The sequence below is a fragment of the Cohnella baijiui genome, from assembly GCF_020731285.1.
Classification (GTDB): Bacteria; Bacillota; Bacilli; order Paenibacillales; family Paenibacillaceae; genus Cohnella.
Genome location: NZ_JAJFOW010000429.1, coordinates 1 through 223 on the forward strand (window position 1 = coordinate 1; position 223 = coordinate 223).

1 protein-coding gene is annotated in these 223 nt (G+C 40.8%); it reads right to left on the reverse strand.

Features of this window, described 5'->3' with window-relative positions:
• Positions 1–223, reverse strand: a 223-nt coding sequence (locus tag LKX83_RS33245; RefSeq protein ID WP_227887568.1) for a stalk domain-containing protein, incomplete at both ends; no start/stop codon positions are given.

Consider the following 223-nt stretch of genomic DNA (forward strand, 5'->3'; position numbering starts at 1 on the left):
GTTGCATCCAAGGATTCAGAAATAGCTCGGAACGGAATCAACGTACGTCCTTCCTTAATTACAGGAGGCACATCAACCGTTAGTTGTTCACCGTTAACGAAAGCACGCATTCCCGTTTCACCGATTTTCCCGTACATTTTACCTAACTTCTTATAGGATTCTAAGTTCCTGATATTTTCTTTAACTACTTCCTTTTGAATGGCTATCGCTTCGTTAATTTCGC